Below are 22,454 nucleotides of genomic sequence, written 5' to 3'. Positions count from 1 at the left end.
ACATTTGCAGTGAAAAATCTCTCTTTTGAATGGCTGGTGGGGCTGCGTTACACGCGTGCCGGACGTCGCAGTGGTCGTAACAGCTTTATTTCCTTCATTTCCATGATTTCTATGTTCGGCATCGCACTCGGTGTCGCCGCGCTGATTATTGTGCTGTCGGTGATGAATGGATTTCAGAAAGAAGTCCGCGATCGTATGTTATCGGTGCTGTCGCATATTGAAGTATTTGATGCCGCCGGTTCGATGCCGGACTGGAAAAATACTGCACTTCAGGCACAGAAGAATTCTTCTGTGGTTGCCAGTGCGCCGTATGTCGATGGTCAGGCGATGATTATCCGCGATGATGTGATGCGCGGTGTGATTTTGCGTGGCGTGTTGCCTGATCAGGAACCTAAAGTGTCGGAAGTGGCGACAAAAATCAAAGTCGGACGGTGGGAAGACCTGAGGCCGGGAGAGTTCAATATTATTCTGGGTACTGCTTTAGCGAGCAGCCTGCATGTCCGGGTCGGCGACAAGGTGACACTGGCAGCACCCGAAGGGCAGATGACGCCAGCAGGAATGGTGCCGCGTCTGAAAGCATTTAACGTGGTCGGTATTTTTGATGCCGGACATTATGAATTCGATTCAGGCATGGGATTTATGCAGATCGAAGATGCGCAAAAATTTTTCCGCCTGCCTGCACCTTCTGGTTTGCGTCTGCGTATCAAGGATATGTTAAAAGCGCCTCAGGTCGCGTTGGAATTGTCGCAAACCTTGACCGGCGATTTACTGATACGCGACTGGTCGCAACAAAACCGTAACTATTTTTCTGCCGTCAAAACAGAAAAAACGATGATGTTCATTATCCTGGCGCTGATTGTGGCGGTTGCCGCGTTTAATCTGGTGTCCACGCTGGTGATGACTGTCACCGATAAACAGGCGGATATTGCGATTCTGCGGACTCTGGGGGCGTCACCTGGGTCGATTATGAAAATATTTATGATACAAGGCGGACTCGTTGGTCTGATCGGTACCGGTTTAGGTGTCGCGCTCGGCGTTCTGGTGGCCTTGAACATTGATGTGATTGTGCCTGTGATCGAACATCTGTTAGGCGTCAATTTCCTGCCGAAAGATTTGTATTTCATCAGTGCCTTACCATCGGATCTGCGTTGGGCGGACGTCTGGCAAATCAGCAGCATGGCGGTTGTATTGGCATTTGCCGCAACTATTTATCCCAGCTGGCGAGCAGCCTGCGTTAAACCGGCGGAGGCCTTGCGTTATGAGTAATTTCACAGAGAAAGCAATTTTAAGTTGTACCCAGCTCGGCAAAACCTTCAATGAAGGCGCGGAAGCGGTCAAGGTATTGCAGGGAATTGATTTGACCGTCAATGCCGGTGAACGGGTGGCGATTATCGGTGCTTCTGGCTCAGGTAAATCGACGTTGTTGCATCTGTTAGGCGGCCTCGATACGCCGACGATAGGTCAGGTTTGTCTTCTGGGTGAGGATCTCGCCAACTTGAGCGAGTCTGTGCGTGGCGTGATGCGTAATCGTTCTTTGGGCTTTGTGTATCAGTTTCATCATTTACTGCCGGAATTTTCTGCACTTGATAACGTCGCCATGCCTTTGCTGATCCGCCGTATGCCGCGTGCGGAGGCGCGTCAGCAGGCGCTGGCGATACTCAGCAAAGTAGGATTGGAGCACAGAGTCACGCATGTTCCTGGTGAGTTGTCTGGTGGCGAGCGACAACGGGTTGCACTGGCACGTGCGCTGGTGACGCAGCCAGCCTGTGTGTTGGCCGACGAACCTACGGGTAATCTCGACAGTGGTACCGCGCAACAGGTTTTTGCACTGATGCTGGAATTATCCAAAACATTAGGCACCGCTTTTGTGATCGTGACCCATGATGCCGGGCTTGCCGGACGTTGTGATCGCGTGTTCCGTTTATCGGAACAGGGCCTGCAGCAGCAATAAGGTTGCTGAGTCTATGAAGCGGACGGCGATGCAGTTCAATAGCAAGTACAAAAAAACGGGTGTGGCTTGTCTGTTGGTGCTGAGTTCATGGCCTGCGTTCGCGACTACGGAACTGGTACTGCAATTAGAAACTTCGCTCTCCCGGGATACGAATCCCTTCCGCTTTTATGACGACCAAGGCAGAGGCGGGCCAAAGCAGGAGCAGATACAACGTCTGACCGAGACTGTGAATGCAAGCGATATCCGCGCCGGAGCTATCATCCCTTTGTTGTCTGATCAGACGCGCCTGACTCTCAGCGGCTCTCTCGGCAATCGCCATTACAAGGAATACCGTCAGCTTGACCATCAACCAGGCGCGGCGGACGCCGCTTTCGATTGGCAGGCGGGTAAATCCCTCAGCGGCAGGGTATATGCCGGCAAAGATAAACGCTTGTTTGAATACATTAATGGCAGCCTGACGGAGCGGGATATCGCGCATACGCGCCGCGCCGGTGCTGACGTCAGACTAAAACCAGATGACGACTGGATGCTTAGTGCAAGTCTGTTTCGAAATGCGCTGAACTACGATCTCGATCTGAACCAGTTATATAACTTTGATGAACGCGGCCGGCAACTTGGACTGCGTTATATGTCGCCAACGGGTTCCAGTATCGAGGCAGGAACACGTTTATCTGAGACCAGTTTTCCCGATAGAACGCCACCGCAAGTGCGGGATCTGGATAAAAAATACAAAGAGACGGAGCTGTATCTGGACGGTGAGTGGCGCTACAGCATCAAGACCATCACCAGCGCCCATCTGGGACTGATACGCCGTCGCTATGATGTTCTGAATGAGCGTGATACCCGTTTATTCAACGCGATCTGGCGCGGCACTTATCATTACTCAACAATGTTAAGGCTGGATTTGCAGCTATTCGACAGACCATTTACGATCGTTGATCCATCCATTCTGTATGTGGTCAGTAAAGGCGCACGCGTTGACGCGTTGTGGAAATGGTCGGATAAAACGAACGTTAATTTTTCAGCCTTGCTGCAGAATAGTGATCAGGAACTCATTCCCAGATTAATCAGACCCGACAATAATTCTTCCCGCAAAGAGAAATTGCAACGCATCGGTGTTGGCGCGAGTTACCAGTTTGAACGCGGTTTCCGGCTGTTATTCGATAGCTTTTACGAAAAAACCGATAGGGCTGCCGATGACGTCAAACTAAGGCAAGGGGTGGTTCGTCTTGGCTTAGAATATACATTTGAAAATCTTCCCGGCAGCGCTGCACGATTGGGTTTGCAGCGTTATCAACAATCTTTGAGCGCTACAGAACCGATACGCGAATGATGACCTTGTACAAAAAAGCCAGCCGTTTTGCCGCACGCCATCTCGCAGGGCGGTGGATCGATTTGCGCAAGCAACAAGGCGTCGTCAGTTTTTCATTTGACGATGTGCCTGCCAGCGCTTGTCATGCCGGCGCAGAAATTCTGGAGCGTTATCAGGCACGTGGCAGTTTTTATGTTTGCGGCAAATTAACAGACGGTACAGAGCAAGGGCAGACCTGCCACAGCGTCAAAGATTTGCAGAAGCTGGTTGCAGATGGTCATGAAATTGGCTGCCATACTTATTCGCACATGAATTGTGCCAATCATCCTCTGTCTGCGCTACGACAAGACTGGCAGCGTAATCAGGCATTTTTTGAAGAACACCATTTGCCGAACAGGGGCTTTGCTTACCCGTTTGGCGCTTACGATTTGCCAAGCAAAATAGCCGCTTCGGAACGATTCTTGTATAACCGCATCACCGGTGGCGGCACGCACATAGGAAAAGCGGATTTATCAGCCTTGCGCGCACAAGCCTTGTATGCGGATAAGACAGATGCTGATACGGTATTGCAACTGATTCAGCAAACTGCAAATGAAGGTGGCTGGCTGATTTTTTATTCTCATGAGGTCAGGAGTGAGCCTGGTCCTTGGGGCACAACCCCCGAACAACTGGAAATGGCATTGCAGATCGCAACGCAATCCTCTTGCCGCATTCTGACCGTTGAGAAAGCGATCGCTTTTTTTCAATCCTGAATCCCATTGCGGCGTCCCGACTGCATACCATGCCGCCGCGTTGTCTCTGAGCCCAGTCACAGATCAACCGGTCACGCTTATTCATTGTTGCTGAATTTACAGATGCTTACTTATTTTGCAATCTTGTCAGTTACAATCTCACACTTCCTTTCCGCCTTTTTTAACGAGCAACTTTATGAGCAAACACAGTCAGTTCGCGCTGCTTACCCAACGACGTTTTGCCCCATTTTTTTGGACGCAATTCTTTGGGGCATTTAACGATAATTTTTTCAAAATAGCGCTGTTGACTATCTTGACTTACGACGCGTTGAATTGGGCGAACATGGATGTTGATTTGCTGAATAATCTCATCCCCGGCTTATTCATTTTGCCGTTTGTTCTGTTTTCTGCGACATCAGGGCAGTTTGCCGACAAGTTTGAAAAAGGCGGCATGGCACGAAAAATCAAGCTGCTGGAAATTATCATTATGCTGGTTGCAGCATTTGGCTGGATGAGCCATAACCTGTGGGTGCTGATCGCTGCAGTGGCTGGCATGGGCATACATTCAACCTTGTTTGGCCCCGTGAAATACGCGTATTTGCCGCAGCATTTGCAAACCGACGAGTTGGTCGGTGGTAATGGCTTGATAGAAATGGGAACGTTTGTAGGCATTTTGCTGGGAGAGATTCTGGGGGCAATGCTGGTTACCCACAAACCATGGGGCGTAGAACTGGTTGCGGCTGGCGCGGTGATTGTTGCGGTGATTGGTTATCTGACGAGTCGCAGAATTCCGTATTCACCTGCACCGGAACCGGAATTGAAGATTAACTGGAATGCTGCCACGGAAACGGTGCGCAATATCAGTTTCAGCAAACAGAACCGGCCTGTGTTTCTTTCCTTACTGGGCAATTCTTGGTTCTGGTTTTACGGCGCGATATTGCTGGCGCAATTTCCTTCGTATGCCAAAAATTATCTGCATGGTGACCATAGTGTTTTCGTGTTGTTACTCACATTTTTTTCGTTTGGGATAGGCGCTGGTTCCTTGCTGTGCGAAAAACTGTCCGGTCATAAAGTGGAAATTGGTCTGGTGCCGTTTGGCTCTATCGGTTTATCGGTGTTTGGCTTTGATTTGTATTTATCCAGCGTTGCCTATATCAATACTTCCGGCGTTGATTTCTTGCAGTTTATAGATCAGACCGGCAGCTTGCGCATCTTGTTCGACATCGTCATGATCGGTATCTTTGGCGGCTTTTATATCGTCCCCTTATTCGCCTTAATTCAGACACGTTGCGACCCGAAACATCTGTCGCGGACTATTGCCGGCATGAACATTCTGAATGCGCTGTTCATGGTCGTTGCGTCATTGTCCGCCATGCTGATGCTGAAGAATGGTTTTACGATTCCACAGATTTTCATGGCGACCGCGATTCTGAATGCGATTGTCGCGATTTACATATTCAGTCTGGTGCCTGAATTCCTGATGCGTTTTGTGGCATGGCTGCTGATTCAGACTGTGCATAGAGTCAAAACTGTGAATACTGACCGTATTCCGTTGGAAGGCGGCGCGGTGCTGGTCTGTAATCACGTGTCCTATATGGATGCGATTGTGATCGGAGCATCCAGTCCGCGTCCGATTCGTTTTGTGATGGATCACAGAATTTTTAAAATTCCGTTTTTGTCATGGATATTCCGTACGGCGAAAGCGATTCCGATTGCACCGGCCAAAGAAGATCCGTGGCTGATGGAAAAATCCTATATTGATATCGCTCAGGCGCTGCATGAAGGGGAATTAGTTTGTATTTTCCCTGAGGGTAAGTTGACGCATACCGGCGATATGAATGAGTTCAAAGGTGGGATTATGAAAATTCTGGAGCGCTCGCCAGTACCAGTTTATCCGATGGCGCTACGCGGATTATGGGGAAGTTTTTTCACGCGCGACAAAGGCAATCCGTTTGAGCGTGCATTCCGGCGCGGGCCTTTTTCAAAACTGGAATTAGTAGTTGGTGAAGAAATGGCGGCGTCAGAAGTAACACCGTTAGTACTGCAAGCAAAAGTAGAACAATTGCGTGGCGACTGGAGATAAACAGATGGCTGGCCTGATGAAATCAATATGCACGTTTGCCACTTTGCTTGCCGTTGGCAATCTGCCGCTGGCTGAAGCAGCAACGGTATCGCGTTTTACGCCACAAGGCGAGGTAGCGCAGATCAGGCAAGTCAGAGCGACTTTCTCAGAAGCAGCCGTCGCATTTGGCGACCCGAAAGCCGGGGAGCCATTTAACATCAAATGCAGTGGCGATGGCGTCAGCGGCAGCGGTCGGTGGGCTGATGAGCGCAACTGGGTTTATGATTTTATCCAGGATTTACCGGTCGGCAGCCAGTGTTCATTTACGCTGCAAACTGAGTTTAAAACGAAGTCGGGAGCGGCGCTGACAGGTAAAACGGGTTTTCAATTCAATACCGGTGGGCCGGCAGTGGTACGCACCAATCCTTATGCACAATCGGATATTGAAGAAGACCAGATTTTCATCCTCCATCAGTCGGGAGCAGCCACTGAGGCTAGTCTGCGTCAGCATGTGTACTGCGAAATCGAGGGCATACACGAGCGGGTCCCGGTTAAATTCGTTACAGGCGAAACACGTCATCTGCTGCTCAAAGAGTTTGCCCAGAAAGAGGACGCGAATAAAATTTCGACTATTCAATGTCAGCAAAAATTTCCTGCTGAAGCCGGAGTGAAAATTGTCTGGGATAAGGGAATCGTCAGCACCAGCGGTATCGTCGCTACGCGCGCACAAAGTTTCCAGTTTAAAGTGCGCCCGGCATTCACTGCGAGTGTTTCTTGTGAGCGTGAAAATGCCAATGCTGCTTGTACGCCGATTTTGCCGATACGGATGAATTTCAGTGCAGGCATACAGCGCAAGTTTGCTGAAAAAATCCTGTTAAAAAGTGCCAAGGGATCTGTAAAACCTGAATTACCCAAAGAGAATGGTGAAAATCTGATCACCTATCTCAGTTTTAAACCACCTTTTGCTGAGAAATCTGAGCTGAGCATTGAGTTGCCTTCCGGCCTCAAGGACGATAGCGGTCGCAGTTTGTCGAATGCGGCGCAGTTTCCATTAAAGCTGATGACCGCTGATTTTCCCCCACTGGCAAAATTCCCGGCGGCGCCGTTCGGCATCGTTGAACTCAATGCCGACGCGACCTTGCCCGTTACATTGAGAAATGTCGAAGCTTCATTAGTTGCGCGTTCGGCGAACGGAAAAGTCGCCCCCGGTCAACTCGCTAATCTGAAAGTGGATGAGGATGCTGCGATTATTGAATGGCTTAGTAAGCTGAATCGTTATCATGAGTCGACGATTAGTAAGAACAATCAATTGATAGAAACCCGCAGTATAGGACTGCTAAGTAAAGAAGCAAAAGCAAGCAAGCTGGAATTGCCCGCAACAAATACAGATAGCGTCCGGCCATTTGAAATTGTTGGTATTCCATTTAAAGCGCCGGGTTTTTATGTACTTGAACTCGAGTCGCAAAGATTAGGTGCAGCTCTGCTCGGCAAGCCTGCACCGATGTTTGTGCGCACCAGTGCCTTAGTCACGAATCTGTCAGTCCATCTGAAATCAGGCCGGGAAAATGCAGCGGTCTGGGTTACCCGGCTGGATAACGGCAAGCCAGTGGCGAATGCCGATATACAAATTTCCGATTGCTTTGGTCGTTCGATTTGGAAAGGGCGATCTGATGTCAATGGCATAGCGATGCTGGCTAAACCACTCAGCGGATGTCAGAGCGATGAGGCGGGTGTTGAAGCTAAGCGTGGCGAGTCAAAAATTAACGGTTATTTTGTGAGTGCGCGTAAGACGGATGAAAAAGGCCGGGCTGATATGGCCTTCGCATTATCGTCATGGAATAACGGTATCGAATCGTATCGCTTCAATTTGCCAACTGAGTTTAATACAAGCGCCTCGGTGAAAGCACACACGGTATTGGATCGCAGTTTATTCCGGGCTGGTGAAACGGTGTCCATGAAGCATTTGATCCGTGCCGAGACTATGCATGGTCTGGCTTTGGTTAAAACAGAACAGTTGCCGAATCGCTTGCGCATCGTGCATCAGGGCAGTAATCAGGAATTTCAGTTCCCTGTGGTCTGGAGGGGCCGTAACGCCGCTGAAAATACCTTCGCCATTCCCGCGCAGGCAAAATTGGGGCGCTATGACATTATCCTTGATAAAGGGAACGTTAAACTGGCAACGACCAATGACGAAGGTGGTAACGAGGATTACCGATATAGTGATCAGACTTATTACACCGGTGGTTTCCGTGTCGAAGAGTTTCGTCTGCCACTGCTGCAAGGGCGCGTGATTCCGGCCAAGGGACCGCATATTACGCCGAAAGAGCTACCGCTGGGGCTGCAATTGAATTATCTGAACGGTGGCGGTGCCTCTGGTTTATCGGTGCAAGTAACCAGCCTCTTGCGTAACCGCATGCTGCACTTTCCGGATTATGAGCAGTTCTCTTTTTATACCAATGATGGTAACGAAGATGAACAAAAAATCGTTGCGAACAAGCTTCCTGTCACATTAGATAAAAATGGTAGCGGTAAAACAGTATTGAGTGCTTTGCCTGAGATACGGCGTCCGCGTGAGCTGCTGACAGAGATGACCTATGCCGATCCGAATGGTGAAATACAGACGATCAGTAGCGTAATTCCGGTGTGGCCAGCGGCTGTCGTCGCGGGGATCAAGAATGAAGACTGGGTATCGGTAAAAAACAAAACCCGTTTTACTGCGATTGCACTCGATACCAACGGTAAGCCCATGGCTGACGTACCGTTAGTCATTACAGGTATTGCGAGGCACAATGATTCACATCGGCGTCGTATTGTCGGTGGTTTCTATGCATACGAAAATACAGAATCGAGCAAGGAATTAGGCCAACTTTGTAAAGGCAAATCTGACGCACGCGGCTTACTGATCTGCGAAGTTGAGATAACAGAATCCGGCAATATCGAATTGCAGGTCAAAGCGTCTGATAATCAGGGGCGCAGTTCTTATGCGAAAACCTCGCTCTGGGTCACGGGTAAAGGTGAGGTCTGGTTTGATGGTGAGAACCAGGATCGCATGGATGTGTTACCGGAGAAAAAACAGTATAAGGCTGGCGATGTTGCAAGCTTCCAGGTACGTATGCCTTTCCGCTCAGCGACGGCATTGGTTGCGGTTGAACGCGAAGGCGTGATTGACACTATGGTCGTCGAGTTAAACGGCCGTGATCCGACTATCCGGGTACCGATCAAAGCGAGTTATGGCCCGAACGTGTATGTCTCCGTGTTGGCAGTGCGGGGTCGTATGCGTGAAGTGCCGTGGTATTCCTTCTTCAGTTGGGGATGGAAAGAACCACTCAACTGGTGGAGTGAATTCCGTGAATATCAGGCGCCAGGTGCAACGGTTGATCTGGCGAAACCAGCGTATAAATATGGGATTGCAGAAATCAACGTTGGCATTGCTGCTCAGCAGTTAGCTGTTACCGTCAGCAGTGATAAACCAGCCTACCCGATACGGGCAACATCGAAAGTCAGCATACAAGTCAGGCTGCCGGATGGTAAGCCTGCGGCCGGTGGTGAAGTTGCTATCGCGGCGGTGGATGAAGCCTTACTGGAACTGCAACCAAACGACAGCTGGAATGTACTGACAGCGCTGTTGCAACGTCGCAGTTATGGTGTTGAAACTGCCACAGCACAAATGCAGGTAATCGGGAAGCGTCACTACGGGCGTAAAGCAGTGGCTGCTGGTGGTGGCGGCGGAAAATCTCCCACCAGAGAGTTGCTTGATACCTTATTGCTCTGGAAGCCTGCAGTGCAGCTTGATGCCAACGGCCGGGCACAAATTGATGTGCCGCTCAACGATGCCTTAAGCAGTTTCCGGATTGTGGCTGTCGCACAAAGTGGTGACGGTATGTTCGGTACCGGAACGACAAGCATCAAGGCAACGCAGGATCTGCAGATTGTTTCCGGATTGCCGCCATTGGTGCGTGAAGGTGATCATTACAACGCCATGCTGACGGTGCGTAATACCACAAGCCGTGCGATGAAAGTAATGCTGCAAGCAAAAACCAACGGTGCCTCGGCATCATTGCCTGCACAAGAGTTACAGATACCGGCCGGCGAGGCACGCGAGGCGAACTGGCTGATAGAAGTGCCGCTACTCGGTGCCGATGTGCAAAGTCAGCAATTGCAGTGGGAATTCAGTGCACAGGAGCAGGGGGCAACTAATCAGGGCGCGAAAGATAGCCTGAAGTTTGTGCAAAAACTGATCCCAGCAATACCGGTGACAGTGCAGCAAGCGACCTTGATTCAGCTGGATAAGCCTTTGAGTTTACCGGTGGTCAAGCCAGCAGATGGTTTACCCGGTCGAGGTGGTATTGCAGTTTCTTTCCTGCCCAGCCTGATCAGTGGGAGTGATGGTTTGCGCCGGTATTTTGAAAACTATCCATATATCTGCCTGGAACAAAAAACATCCAGAGCCATCGGCTTGCGTGATGCGGGAATGTGGCAGAAAGTAGTCAATGAATTGCCTACTTATCTGGATGCTGATGGCCTGGCGTATTACTACCCACCAACAGACAGTGGACAAAGGCTGGGAAGCGATACGCTGACGGCCTACCTTTTGTCGGCAACGCTGGAAGCGGGCTATGCGATACCCGAATCACTCAGAGATAAGATGCTGCAAGGCTTGCAAGCTTTCGTAGAAGGAAAAATCACTCGTGATTTCTGGTCGCCACGCAAGGATTTAGATGTACGCAAACTGGCGGCGCTGGAAGCCTTATCCCGTTACAACCTTGTCCAACCAAGAATGCTTGGTTCAGTGCAAATCACTCCGAATCAATGGCCGACGGGCGCGGTGTTGGATTGGTATCTGATACTGCAAAGAAGCAGCGCTTTACCGCAACGTAGTCAGGCGTTGAAAGAAGCGGAACAGATATTAAGCAGCCGGCTCAACTATCAGGGCACGCGCATGGGTTTTTCCAATGAGCGCGATGATTACTGGTGGTGGCTGATGGGGAATAGTGACGTCAATGCAAATCGTTTATTGCTGGCGATGATGGACAATCCGGCATGGCGCGATGATTTGCCTAAGATACTCAATGGCACCTTGCAAAGGCAGGTACATGGTCATTGGATGACGACAACAGCGAATGTTTGGGGTTTGCTCGCACTGGAGAAGTTTTCGAAAAAATTTGAAGCTGAAAAAGTCAGCGGTTCCAGCCGTATCAGTCTGCAGCAAGCAGCGAATCCGGCATTGAATTCGCAAAACTTTAACTGGCCAGCGAATGGCGGTGGTAAGCTGCTGTTGCCGTGGCCGCAGACAATTGCTGCTGATACGAACCTGAAAGCGACGCATGATGGTAAAGGCAAGCCGTGGTTGCAGTTGCAAAGTCTGGCGGCAGTACCGTTGAAAACAGCATTTTCCAGCGGTTACCGGATCACGAAAACGGTAACGCCTGTGGAGCAAAAACAAGCAGGAAAATATCAGCGCGGCGATATCTTGCGCGTCAACATCGATATTGATGCGCAAACCGATATGACGTGGGTGGTGGCCACCGATCCTATCCCCGCTGGGGCGACCTTGCTGGGTTCAGGTCTGGGGCGCGATTCTGCAATTGCGGCTGCGACCGAACGTAACTCTGGACAGGCATGGCTGGCATACGAAGAGCGCAGTTTTGACAGTTTCAGAAGTTACTATCAGTTTGTTCCTAAAGGTAAATTCAGTATGTCTTACACGGTCAGACTGAATAATGCCGGTGAATTTCATCTGCCATCGACCAGAGTTGAAGCTATGTATGCGCCGGAAATGTTTGGTGAGTCACCAAATGCCTTGATGATAGTGAAGTGAAGCGGTTTTTATCCTTATCCCGAATGACGCAAATGTTTTCCGGCGGCGCTAAAGTGCCCATGTTTGCGAGGAATACTTTGCGTCAGTTCGTTTATTGGCTGAGTGCATTACTGTTGTTATGCAGTGGCAATGTTTATGCGGTGGTCAGCTATCAGGATGTTAAAGCCCGGTATTTATCCTCAGATGCCGTGTTGCTCGACAGGCACGGCGTTATTTTGCAGCAGATGCGGGTCGATGCCAGAGAGCGCAAACTGGCATGGGTCAGCCTGGAAGATATCTCTCCCGCACTCAGAAGTGCACTGATCGCATCCGAAGACAAACGTTTTTATCAGCATTCCGGTGTTGACTGGAACGCGGTCGCTGCTTCCGCTTGGGGTAACTTGTGGAATACGAAAACACGTGGTGCGTCCACCATCACGATGCAACTGGCTGGTTTGCTGGAGGAGGATTTAAGGCGCCGATCTTCCGCCCGCAGCACCTCGCAGAAAATTTCGCAGGCGATTGTTGCGCAATGGCTGGAGCGTCAGTGGCGTAAAGATCAGATTTTGGAAGCGTATCTGAATCTGGTGCCATTTCGCGGTGAAATCGTCGGTGCACATGCACTTGCACGAGTGATGTTTGGCAAGCATCCGAGTGGCATGGATCAGATTGAAGCAGCGATTGCCGTTGCGCTGATACGTGGTCCGAATGCCAGCATCAGCAAGGTCAGTGAGCGTGCCTGCCATATCCTGCGTGAGCAAAAACATCCTGAGTTCTGCGTCAATCTGGAAGGGCAGACGGCACTGGCCTTTTCTCATCTGAGCAGTAAATCCGGGACGGCCATAAACAGCATGTACACAACGACGCAGAGCGGATTAAATCTTGCGCCGCATTTTGCCCGCAGAGTCCTGACGGCGGATGAACGTCGCGTCACATCGACGCTGGATGCCCGTTTGCAGGCGTTTGCAAAAGACAGTCTGATTCGCCAGTTATCAGCCTTAGTCGATCGCAATGTTGAGGATGGCGCTATCGTTGTGCTGGATAACGCCAGTGGCGATGTTCTGGCATGGGTAGGTTCCAGCGGTAGCTTATCCGATGCGGCCCATGTCGATGGCGTGGTCGCACTGCGTCAGGCTGGCTCTACCCTGAAACCGTTTTTGTATGAACTGGGTTTGGAAAAACGCCTGATCACTGCGGCTTCGGTGATGGATGATACGCCGGTCAATCTGACGACAAGCAACGGCTTATATATTCCCCAGAATTACGATAAACACTTTAAGGGGCTGGTCAGTGCGAGAACCGCATTGGCGTCTTCGCTGAATATTCCTGCCGTCAGGATGTTGATCAGCATTCAACCCGAGGTGTTTTTCCGACGTTTGCAAGCGCTGGGTTTGCAACTGCGTGAATCTGGCGATTATTATGGTTACAGCCTCGCCTTGGGTAGTGCTGATGTCAGTTTGCTGAGTTTGACGAATGCTTATCGTAGCCTTGCAAATCAGGGCAATTTTAGTATTCCACGTTACAGAAATTCTGATCCGCGTCCATCGTCAGTGAGAGTGATGGATACCGCTGCATCTTATATCGTGAACGATATTTTGAGTGACAGAGCGGCGCGAGCCATGACTTTCGGATTAGAAAATGCGTTGGCAACCCGAGTCTGGAGCGCTGTTAAAACCGGGACTTCGAAAGATATGCGTGATAACTGGTGCATAGGGTTTTCTGAGCGTTACACCGTAGGGGTTTGGGTAGGGAATGCTTCCGGTGCGCCCATGTGGGATGTTTCCGGCGTCACCGGTGCGGCGCCTGTCTGGCAAGAAATTATGCACTATCTGCACAAAGATAGTCAGCCGGGCAGGGCAGGAAAACGCTCATTGCCCGACGGCGTTGAACAACGTCACATCAGTTTTTCTGATGAGATTGAAGCGCCCAGAAATGAGTTGTTTTTGAAAGGAACAGCGCAGGACAAGATTGTGCGGGCGCATTCAGATCAGATACAGACAAAAATCACTTATCCCAAGTCAGGGATGATTGTTGCCGTTGATCCGGATATTCCACCGGAACGCCAGCGCATGCGCTTTATCTCGGCTGGTGAAGGACAGGTACTGATATTGGATGGACAGCGTTTAAAAACAACGACTGTCATGAGTGAACAGCAAGAAAAAACTTTAAGATACGATTGGTTTCCTCTCCCCGGCAAGCATGTGCTGAGTTTGTTGACGCCTCAGGGCGTGTTGCTGGATCAGGTGAGCTTTGAAGTGCGCGGAGCAATGTTGGTCACGAATAAAAAAACGGGCCAACGCTAAGCTGACCCGTCTCTTGTTTTAATGCGCACCGCCTGCATCAACTGGTGCCGACGATTTTTTCGGCCTGGTCAACCAGACCAGCGCGATCAGACCGAGAAACATAAATGCTGACAGATAAAAAATATCTGTTGCTGCCATGGTGCTGGCTTGTACGCTGATGGTTCTGTCCAGAACTGCATACGCAGCATGCTCAGACATTCCCTGCTGCGTCAGACCTTGCATCGTCTGCACGAATGCCGGTGAAGCATAGCCAGTGCTTTCAGTGATGTGCGCGTGATGCATCGTGCTGCGACTATCCCACATCGTCGTCATAATTGAGGCGCCCATACCACCGCACATAATCCGTACAAAGTTAGACAGACCGGATGCAGCAGGAATTTTTTCCGGTGGCTGACCAGATAAAATGATCGATGTCAGTGGAATAAAGAACATCGACATTGCCGCCCCCTGAATCAGCGTTGGAATCATCAGCGACATCGTATCGACTTCGGTGTTGAAGCGTGCTCTGAGGAAAAAAACCAATGCAAATCCCAGGAATGCGAGCGACGCAACCCGGCGGGCATCCACCTTCGGTAAAATTTTTCCGATGATAGGTGACAATAAAATCGCGAAAATACCAACCGGTGCCATGACTTTTCCTGCTTCAGTCGCGGTGTACGATAACTGCGTTTGCAACCATAGCGGCATAATGACGAGGCTGCCAAAAAACAGGCCATAGCCAACAGAAATAGCAACGACACCTGCGGAAAAATTTCGTCCTTTGAATAAAGACAAGTCGACGACGGGATGGTCTTGTCCTTTTTCCCAGATGATGAAGTAAATCAGTCCAACGGCGGCAATCACCGTCAGTAAAATGATTTCACCTGAATTGAACCAGTCGAGTTCCTTACCTTTATCCAGCATCAGTTGCAAAGCGCCGACCCAGATTACAAGCAGAAACAGACCGACCTTATCAATCGGCAACGCTCGGATAGCTGATTCGCGTTTGTGGTAAATCGACCATGTCGCCCATGCAGTAAATAGCCCGACTGGAATATTGATATAGAAAATCCATGGCCAGGTGTAATTGTCTGAAATCCAGCCCCCAAGCAGAGGCCCCATAATCGGTGCGACCAGCGTCGTCATCCCCCATAGCGCAAGCGCCATCGAACTCTTGGCCGGGGTGTAACTCGATAGCAGCAAAGATTGGGACAGTGGAATCATTGGGCCAGCAACCGCACCCTGCAAAATACGCGCCGCAATCAGCGTCTCGATATTCGGTGCAATGCCACACAACCAGGACGACAACACGAATAATAATATCGAGGTCATAAACAATCGGACTTGCCCGAACTGCGTGGTCAGCCAGCCCGTTAACGGAACCGAGATCGCATTGGCAACAGCGAAGGACGTGATCACCCATGTACCTTGTTGCGGCGATACTCCAAGGTTGCCTGAAATTGCCGGAATCGATACGTTGGCAATTGATGAATCAAGCACATTCATGAACACCGCCAGAGACAGCGCAAGTGTTCCCATTGCCAATTGGGCGCCTTTCAGCGGCGGATGCGCTGCATGAGCAGCGCTGGATGCTGTACTCATTACTTCGCCTTGGTTTTAGCCGAATTGTTAGCAGTATTTGCTGTGGATAAATTGGCATTGATAATCGATGTAATGCGTTGCTCGACATCTTTACCGTTTTGCTCAAATACGCTGGTCTGGTAGGCGGGTGCGGTACGGGCTGCTGTATTTGCCGTGACTGGCGCACCTTGTTGTTGAGAGATATTGACCTGTACCTGCATGGAAACCCCGATGCGCAGTGGATGCGCTTCCAATTCTTTAGGGTCAAGAGAGATGCGCACGGGAACACGTTGTACTACTTTAATCCAGTTACCACTGGCGTTTTGCGCGGGAAGCAATGCAAATGCAGAACCTGTGCCGGCAGACAGGCCAATGACTTTCCCGTGATATTCGACATCGCTGCCATACAGATCCGAATGTAAGGTCACGTCCTGGCCTATACGCATATGGGCTAACTGTACTTCTTTAAAGTTGGCATCCACCCACAGTGAATTCAAAGGAACGATAGATAATAACGGTGCTCCTGCATTGACTCGCTGTCCGATTTGTACTGCGCGCTTTGCAATATAGCCGCTGACCGGAGCCGGTAAAGAGGCACGGTTATATGCCAGCATCGCTTCACGCACTTTAGTGGCAGCGCGCAGCACATTCGGATGTTGCGTGACGGTCGTATTCTCGGTCAGTGCACGATTCGAGCTTAACTGTTCACGCGTAGCCAGCAATGCAGCCTCTGCTGTTTTTAGCGCATTTTTAGCATGTTCCAGCTCTTCGGTAGAAATTGCACCAGAGCTGAGTAAAGTCTGGCGGCGGGCCAGATCGGATTTTGCACGTTCAACATCCGTGCTGCGCACGTCGATATTCGCTTGCAAGCTGGCATTGTTAGCAAACAACACCTTCACTTCACGTACAGTTTGCGCCAGTTGTGCTTCTGCTTGTTCCAATGCGACTTTGGCATCAGTCTTGTCGAGTTCAATCAAAGGTTTGCCAGCCTGCACCAGTTCGGTATCGTCAGCATGAATCGCAACGACAGTGCCAGCAATCTGCGGTGTCACCTGGATGACGTTACCTGCGGCATACGCATCTTCAGTGTGTTCAAAATTACGGGCAACCAGTGCCCACCAAGCGCCGTATGCAATAGCGGCGATCACAATAACGGCGGTAACAACGAGCAGGCGGCCGCGGCGCTTGCTTTTGTCCGGCGCAGCTTCAATTGCAGGCGCGGTAGGGGTATTTGTGTTTTGTGCTGGAGCGTTCATTGCGCTGCCTCCGGTTTGTTAGGTGCTGAGAAATTATTGGATGCCGCATTCGCCGATGCGATGCTTTCGGCCTTGCTGTCATAGCCACCGCCGAGTGCTTTGATCAGATTAATCTGACTGTCCGTGTGGCGAATAGCAATGTCCAGTGATAATTTTTGCTGTGCGAGCAGCGCCGTTTCTGCCGCTAAAACAGGGAGCATGTTTGCTGTGCCTGCTTTTTGTCGTTGCTGAGCGAGTTGCAAGGCGGTTCTGGCTGCTTGTTCAGCAATGATCTGCTGTTTTGCTTGCGCTTCACTGGTTTGCAAGGTCTGTAACTGATCGGCGACCTCGTGCAACGCATCTGTCAGACTCTGATTGTATGTGGCAACAGCGACGTCGTAGCCTGCGACTTTATTTTTCAATTGTGCGCGCAGACGACCGCCCTCAAAAATCGGCAGACGTATGGTTGGTCCTACGCCAACGATACTGCTGCCGCTCTTGACGAAATTGTCCAGACCCAGGCTGGATAAACCGGCAAATCCGACGATGTTGATGTTGGGGTAAAACTGATTTTTCGCCAGATCAATCTCGCTCTGACCTGCTTCAACACGCCAGCGTGCTGCAACGATATCTGGTCTTCTTGAAATTAATTCCAGCGGCAGATTGGCGGGTGCCGCAATCGCCATATTTGTCTGCAAACGAGGTGTAGGAATTTGCTGCCCGCGTTCTGGTCCTGCGCCCAGCAATGCAGCCAGTTGGTTGCGTGTTAAAGCGATGGCTTCTTTCCAGCTGATGATGTCGTTTTTGATACTGGAAATTTGCAACAAACTCTGTTGAATTTCAGATTTTGTTTCCAGTCCTGCTTTTAGCCTCTGTAATGTCAGCTGATCGATTTTTTCGCGTACGGCAAGTTGCTGTTCGCTCAGCGCGAGTTGCTGATATTGACGCGCCAGTTGCAACCAGCTACGCGCAATCGCACTGCTCAATAGAAGACGAGCGCTTTGTTTTTCTGCTTCAGCGACTTTTTCCTGAGAGACGGCAGTGCGCATTTCTGCGCTGTGTTTGCCCCAGAAATCGAGTTCGTAGCTGGCATTCAATGCCAACTGATTATTGCTCTCGTAAGTACCGGCCAGCGGTTTGGGGATCAGCCCGTGTTCGGTAAACCGCTGGTAAGTGCTGTCCAGACTTGCATTAACCGAGGGAAGGGCATTGGCACTGACCGCTGCATTGACGGCGCGTGCTGCATTGATGCGTGCGCTTGCTGCCTGCAACGATGGATTATTGCTTAATCCTGCATCAATCAATGCCTGCAGTTCGTGGCCGCCGATCACCACACCCCAGTCACTGGCAGGCCACAAGCCTTGCTGTTGCGCAAAGATGCCGGCATTTCCTTCGTTGGCTATCGACTTGAGTTGCGACTGACTTTGTATACCGTCAAAACTGACACAGGCAGAAAGCAGTGCCAGTACTCCGACAGCAATCGCATGATAAGCAATATGCTTGCTGTTCATTTTGTTTATCTCGGGAGGTTTCATTTGATTTGTATGTTCACAGTTGATATGGCGGCTGATGAATTTAATTGCCTGTGCAATGATTATTTTGACGACTCTAATAGTGGGCGATTTGCGAGTGCCTTACGCAAAAGACACTTCAGAAAACCGAGTTCTTCTTCTGAAAATCCGGTAAAGCCGATGTTAAGAACTTCTTTATAAATAGACGGCAATTGTGCTGCCATTTCTTTGCCACTCGCGGTCAGTTCCAGTTTAAAAAGGCGTTTATCTGCCGGGTCTTGCGTTCTGAGCAGAAAACCCTTTGACTCCAGTTTATCCAGCGTTCTTTTCATTGCAGCCGAATCGATGAATAAATCACGCGACAGATCCGCTGCAGTATGACATTTACCGAGCCCCAGCATTAAAAAAACACTGGCTTGTGAATGGGTGATGCCACGCGAACGCAAAGCGCCGTCGGCAGCACGGGATAGCATAGTTCTTGTTCTTGCGATCAGATACCCCACGCTGTCTTCTACGTGGCTTACGTCAAACTGTAAGGAAGATTTTTCGTCAGTCATTTCATTAAATAATCATTGCTTAGGCAATAGTTTATCTCAAGTGAAAAATAATTGCTGGGCGTAAAAAAAGCGCTGCCGTAGCAGCGCTTGAAAAGTATCTATGAATTATTTATAAAATTTCGCTCGCATGATCTGCCAGACGTGAACGTTCGCCGCGGGCTAACGTCACGTGACCACTGTGCGACCATCCTTTGAAGCGATCAACGACATAGGTCAGGCCGCTGGAGCCTTCGGTCAGATATGGCGTATCGATCTGCGCGATATTGCCAAGGCAGATGATCTTTGTGCCCGGGCCAGCTCGCGTTACCAGAGTTTTTACCTGCTTCGGCGTCAGATTTTGTGCTTCATCTATAATCAGGAACTTATTGACAAAGGTACGCCCGCGCATGAAGTTCAGCGATTTGATCTTGATTTTCGAGCGAATCAGATCCTGAGTTGCAGCACGCCCCCAATCGCCGGCATCATTGTCTGACTTATTCAGCACTTCGAGATTGTCGTCAAATGCACCCATCCAAGGCGACATTTTTTCTTCCTCAGTACCTGGCAGGAAGCCGATGTCTTCGCCAACTGGCACGGTGACGCGGGTGACAATAATTTCATTGTAGGTTTTGGTTTCCAGTACTTGCGCCAGGCCTGCGGCGAGTGCGAGCAAGGTCTTGCCGGTACCGGCCTGACCCAACAGCGTGACGAAATCACATTCAGGATCCATCAGCAGATTCAGGGCGAAATTCTGCTCACGATTGCGGGATGTGATACCCCATACGCTATTCTTCACATGACCATAATCGCGCAGGGTCTGCAAGACGGCGGTCTTGCCATTAATTTGTTTTACCTGGCCGTAAAATGATGCCTCACCATTATTCGGTTCAAGATAAACAAACTGATTGACCAGCAATGATGGAATCACAGGGCCAGTAATCCGGTAAAACGTGGTGCTGAGCCCGTTTCTGTTTTCTTGCCAGGTTTCTATACCTTTGCCATGTTTATTCCAGAAATCGTCAGGCAACTGGACGATGCCGGAATACAGTAAATCACTGTCTTCCAGAACATGATCATTGAAGTAGTCTTCTGCTGGCAAACCCAACGCCCGCGCTTTGATGCGCATGTTGATGTCTTTCGACACCAGTACGATAGGGCGTCCTGGGAATTCCTGCTCCAGTGCCTGTACAACGCCAAGAATCTGATTATCAGCTTTTCCTTGTGGCAGGCCGCGCGGTAATTCGCCGACTTGCAACTTGGTCTGAAAATACAAATGCCCCTTCGCTTCTTTATTGCCTAACTTGGATAAGGAAATTCCTTTTTCTATATCCTGATGGTCAATGTCGCCGACCAACGCATCGAGAGAACGCGAAATCTGCCGCGCATTGCGGGCAACTTCCGACATTCCCTTTTTATGATCATCCAGTTCTTCCAGCGTGATCATCGGCAGGTAAATATCATGTTCTTCAAAACGGAACAAAGACGTAGGATCATGCATCAGCACATTGGTATCGAGTACGAACAGCTTGATGATTCCCGATTTGTCAGCAGCGCGGCTGGTACTGGATTTAACGCGGATATCAGGAACTTTTGTTTCGGTGGTTCCAATTGCTCCGGTCATCGCTGGTGCGACTATTTTTTTCGTTGCTGGCATGCGCTGAGCTTTAGCCGGTGTCGTTTTTTGTGTTGAACGAGCACTGACTTTTTGGGGGGCAACAGGTGTCTGCGCTTTCTTTGCAGTGGCGGCCTGATTTTCAGCGGCTCTGGTTTTTTCGGTGTGGGCGACTTTTACCGCTTTGCTTGGCTTACCTGATTCCGCTTTTGGATAGTCTTTAGGTGACAATAATGCTGCGGGTTTGGTCGGCATTTTTGGTAATGGCATGAATACCTCAATCAAAAAGTGAGAGCTGTAAAATCAAAAAGCCGCTGTGGCGACCCCAGCTGATTGCTGGTTTTGCCCTGGCGGCTTCTAAGTATAGAAAATTGGTAGAGTTCAATTAGGTTTTTGCGCTCACGAATTCAAGTACTTCATCAACGTGTCCTGCTACTTTGACACCTCTCCATTCTTTCACTAATTTACCCGTGGCGTCAATCACAAATGTGCTGCGCTCTATGCCGCGAGCCTGTTTGCCATACATGTTTTTCATTTTCATGACGTTAAACAGCAAACACAAGGTTTCATCAGGATCGGATATCAGTTCAAATGGCAGATCGAGTTTCTTTTTGAATCCTTCGTGCGAACGCAGGCTATCGCGGCTGATGCCAAAAATTTCTGTGTTTGCGGATTCAAATTGTGGATATAAATCACGGAAAGCGATGCTTTCGGTGGTGCAGCCCGGGGTGTTGTCTTTGGGGTAGAAATAAATCACCAGATTTTTACCCACGTAATTACTTAAGTGAAATTCCTGGTCGCCTGTCATGGCGGCAGAAAATTCTGGCACCTGGCAATTCAAAGCGGAAAGTGTGTCAGCCACTGTAATCTCCTTGGTTAGTGGTGGAGAAGGTGTTGCTGGCAGACTATATCAGGGCAACCAGTTCTCCGGATCTTCCGGGTAGGCTGGCCCATGAAAGGGGATATGTCGGCAATTCTTTATCTTTGATAACGTTAAAGTAGTCAGCCATAGATATGCAACGATAACCTTGCTTATGCCAGCCTGTCAGCAATTCCTCGAATATGGGGGCAAGTTTTTGACCTTCAAGTTCTGCGTGTAAGGTAAATACGTGGTCACGCAGATTTTTTGTCAGATCCAGTATGTGTGCTGCAATCGTTGAACTGGTCAGCTCCTGACCGTTTATTGTTCGTCCCAGCAATTCATCCAGCGTAGGCAGGGTTGTCGGCATTTGTATGCATGACTTTACCTCGTTACCTACTTTTAAACGGTAAGGGCCAGCTTCTGGATTGGCAAGGCTGCCATCGTCAGTCAACATGGCGCGGCCATCAGAGGCGTATTGCATTCCAAACTGATCAAGCTGGGCAAATGCGTGCTCATTCATTTGCCAGCCAGCAGCGCCGTGCGTTACCGGTGTACGACCAAATATCTGCTGAAATTTCTTTTGCGCTTGTTGCATCTGACTGCATGTCCAGTCTTTGCCGCGCTGCCGGACATTGTCGTGCCAGACGACGTGATCCCAGGTGTGGATGCCACACTCAAAACCAGCATCAGCAACCGCGCGCATTTCTGTCGTGCAGTTACCGATGTCCGGTGCAGGCAAGAGCACGCCATACATCAGGGTCTTGATGCCGTAATGTTCTACGACTGAAGTGCGGGAAACCTTTTGAAAAAAACCCGGGCGAAATGCCCGGCGCAATGCCCAGCCGGTATGATCTTTTCCCAGTGAAAACAGAAAAGTTGCTCCGGCTTGATGTTGCTTGAGTATCCGCACCAGATTCGGCACACCTTCTTTCGTACCGCGAAAGGTGTCGACGTCGATTTTCAGAACGATGTTCGGCATGCT

14 protein-coding genes are annotated in these 22,454 nt (G+C 50.0%); 7 read left to right on the top strand and 7 right to left on the bottom strand.

Annotated features, from left to right (window positions below; all coding sequences use genetic code 11):
• The first annotated feature begins 9 nt into the window (after positions 1-9).
• From KDM87_RS06405 to pbpC, 7 genes are all read left to right on the top strand, one after another.
• Complete coding sequence (locus KDM87_RS06405) at positions 10-1,266, top strand: lipoprotein-releasing ABC transporter permease subunit (RefSeq protein ID WP_212678299.1); 1,257 nt, start codon at positions 10-12, stop codon at positions 1,264-1,266.
• Positions 1,259-1,951, top strand: a complete 693-nt coding sequence (lolD, locus tag KDM87_RS06400; RefSeq protein ID WP_212678298.1) for a lipoprotein-releasing ABC transporter ATP-binding protein LolD — start codon at positions 1,259-1,261, stop codon at positions 1,949-1,951. Before KDM87_RS06405 ends, lolD begins: the two co-directional genes overlap by 8 nt.
• 13 nt (positions 1,952-1,964) lie before the next feature.
• Positions 1,965-3,284, top strand: a complete 1,320-nt coding sequence (locus KDM87_RS06395; RefSeq protein ID WP_212678297.1) for an MATH domain-containing protein — start codon at positions 1,965-1,967, stop codon at positions 3,282-3,284.
• Entirely contained in the window at positions 3,281-4,015 is a 735-nt protein-coding gene (locus KDM87_RS06390) for a polysaccharide deacetylase family protein (RefSeq protein ID WP_212678296.1), read from the top strand. The genes KDM87_RS06395 and KDM87_RS06390 overlap by 4 nt, the downstream gene beginning before the upstream one ends.
• 175 nt (positions 4,016-4,190) lie before the next feature.
• Positions 4,191-6,077, top strand: a complete 1,887-nt coding sequence (locus KDM87_RS06385; protein WP_212678295.1) for an MFS transporter — start codon at positions 4,191-4,193, stop codon at positions 6,075-6,077.
• A 4-nt stretch (positions 6,078-6,081) separates the two neighbouring features.
• A complete protein-coding gene (locus KDM87_RS06380; protein ID WP_212678294.1) occupies positions 6,082-11,874 on the top strand; it encodes an alpha-2-macroglobulin family protein in 5,793 nt (1,930 codons plus the stop codon).
• A 59-nt stretch (positions 11,875-11,933) separates the two neighbouring features.
• The gene (pbpC, locus tag KDM87_RS06375) at positions 11,934-14,156 is read left to right on the top strand and encodes a penicillin-binding protein 1C (RefSeq protein ID WP_212678686.1); all 2,223 of its coding nucleotides are present in this window, start codon (positions 11,934-11,936) and stop codon (positions 14,154-14,156) included.
• 18 nt (positions 14,157-14,174) lie between these two features.
• On the opposite strand, the gene KDM87_RS06370 is transcribed toward pbpC, so the two are convergent.
• The 7 genes from KDM87_RS06370 to KDM87_RS06340 all read right to left on the bottom strand — a co-directional run bounded on the left by KDM87_RS06370 (position 14,175) and on the right by KDM87_RS06340 (position 22,451).
• Entirely contained in the window at positions 14,175-15,737 is a 1,563-nt protein-coding gene (locus KDM87_RS06370; protein WP_212678293.1) for a DHA2 family efflux MFS transporter permease subunit, read from the bottom strand.
• On the bottom strand, positions 15,737-16,972 hold the full coding sequence (locus KDM87_RS06365; protein WP_212678292.1) for an HlyD family secretion protein: 1,236 nt from the start codon (positions 16,970-16,972) through the stop codon (positions 15,737-15,739). The genes KDM87_RS06370 and KDM87_RS06365 overlap by 1 nt, the downstream gene beginning before the upstream one ends.
• Positions 16,969-18,462 (bottom strand): efflux transporter outer membrane subunit, encoded by a 1,494-nt coding sequence (locus KDM87_RS06360; protein ID WP_230407617.1) that lies wholly within the window; start codon positions 18,460-18,462, stop codon positions 16,969-16,971. Before KDM87_RS06360 ends, KDM87_RS06365 begins: the two co-directional genes overlap by 4 nt.
• An 83-nt stretch (positions 18,463-18,545) precedes the next feature.
• Complete coding sequence (locus KDM87_RS06355; RefSeq protein ID WP_212678290.1) at positions 18,546-18,935, bottom strand: MarR family winged helix-turn-helix transcriptional regulator; 390 nt, start codon at positions 18,933-18,935, stop codon at positions 18,546-18,548.
• 193 nt (positions 18,936-19,128) lie between these two features.
• Complete coding sequence (locus tag KDM87_RS06350) at positions 19,129-20,880, bottom strand: PhoH family protein (RefSeq protein WP_212678289.1); 1,752 nt, start codon at positions 20,878-20,880, stop codon at positions 19,129-19,131.
• A gap of 115 nt (positions 20,881-20,995) precedes the next feature.
• On the bottom strand, positions 20,996-21,472 hold the full coding sequence (locus KDM87_RS06345; protein ID WP_212678288.1) for a peroxiredoxin: 477 nt from the start codon (positions 21,470-21,472) through the stop codon (positions 20,996-20,998).
• Positions 21,473-21,515: 43 nt separating this feature from the next.
• A complete protein-coding gene (locus KDM87_RS06340) occupies positions 21,516-22,451 on the bottom strand; it encodes a polysaccharide deacetylase family protein (protein ID WP_212678287.1) in 936 nt (311 codons plus the stop codon).
• Positions 22,452-22,454: the final 3 nt, after the last annotated feature.

The organism is Cognatundibacterium rivi, from assembly GCF_018139565.1.
Classification (GTDB): Bacteria; Pseudomonadota; Gammaproteobacteria; order Burkholderiales; family Burkholderiaceae_D; genus Undibacterium; species Undibacterium rivi.
The sequence above is the reverse complement of the archived record's forward strand: the minus strand, read 5'-3'. Positions and strand labels throughout refer to the sequence as shown.